Source organism: Aeromonas finlandensis, from assembly GCF_000764645.1.
Taxonomy (GTDB): Bacteria; Pseudomonadota; Gammaproteobacteria; order Enterobacterales; family Aeromonadaceae; genus Aeromonas; species Aeromonas finlandensis.
Genome location: NZ_JRGK01000302.1, coordinates 1 through 947 on the forward strand (window position 1 = coordinate 1; position 947 = coordinate 947).

Annotated in this window: 1 protein-coding gene; it reads left to right on the forward strand. The window is 50.6% G+C overall.

Annotation, left to right across the window (positions count from 1 at the left end; all coding sequences use genetic code 11):
• Positions 1-148: 148 nt before the first annotated feature.
• A complete protein-coding gene (gmhB, locus tag LD28_RS0118935; RefSeq protein ID WP_033138474.1) occupies positions 149-691 on the forward strand; it encodes a D-glycero-beta-D-manno-heptose 1,7-bisphosphate 7-phosphatase in 543 nt (180 codons plus the stop codon).
• Positions 692-947: the final 256 nt, after the last annotated feature.

The following is a 947-nucleotide window of genomic DNA, read 5'->3' on the forward strand; positions in this document are numbered from 1 at the left end:
TAGGTGCTGGTGTTGTAGCTAGCGTAATCGCCTAATCGATTCGTTATATACAAACATGAAAAGGGGTGGCTTCGGCCACCCCTTTTATTTTTGGGGCTATTTATGGCCTGTGAGATACTGAGCGAAACCATTGATAGAGGTAGTTTCCGTGAGCAAAGCCGCCATTTTTCTGGATCGTGACGGTGTCATCAATGAAGACACTGGCTATGTGAGTCAGGTAGATGATTTCCATTTTCTGCCCGGGGTGATCGACGCCCTGCAGCTGTTAAAGAAGAAAGGGTATTTGTTGGTTGTCGTCACCAACCAGTCCGGAATCGCCCGAGGTTACTTCAGTGAAGATGACTTCATGAATCTGACTGAGTGGATGGATTGGTCACTGGCTGATCGGGATGTGGATCTTGATGGCATCTACTTCTGCCCCCATCACCCGGATCACGGCGCCCCCTGTGATTGCCGCAAACCGGAACCAGGCATGCTGCTGTTGGCGCAACAGGAACTGGGGATCGATATGAGCCGTTCCTATATGGTGGGTGACAAGCCTTCTGATCTGAAAGCGGCCGCCAATGCCAAGGTCGGGCATAAAGTGTTGGTAAAAACGGGTAAACCGGTCACCGATGCCGGTATCGCATTGGCAGATGCCATCTATGACAACCTGCACGCGTTTGCCGTTGCAGCCCCCGTCGCAGGCTGATTTCGTTCGCACAATAGACATATTGGTGGCTTTGTGAGCGAACGCGCGATGGAAGCCATCTTTTTGCAATTATCTGCTTGCCAGAAAGAATCTGTTCCCTATAATGCGCCTCCATCGACAGGGCAAGCGGCAACGCAAACAACCTCGTCGATAACCTCGAAAAGCCTTTGAAAATAAGGCTTGACTCGAGAAGGCGGTTGAGTAGAATTCCACTCCCGCAGCAACGAACTGTTGCGTCGCTCTTTAACAATTTGAA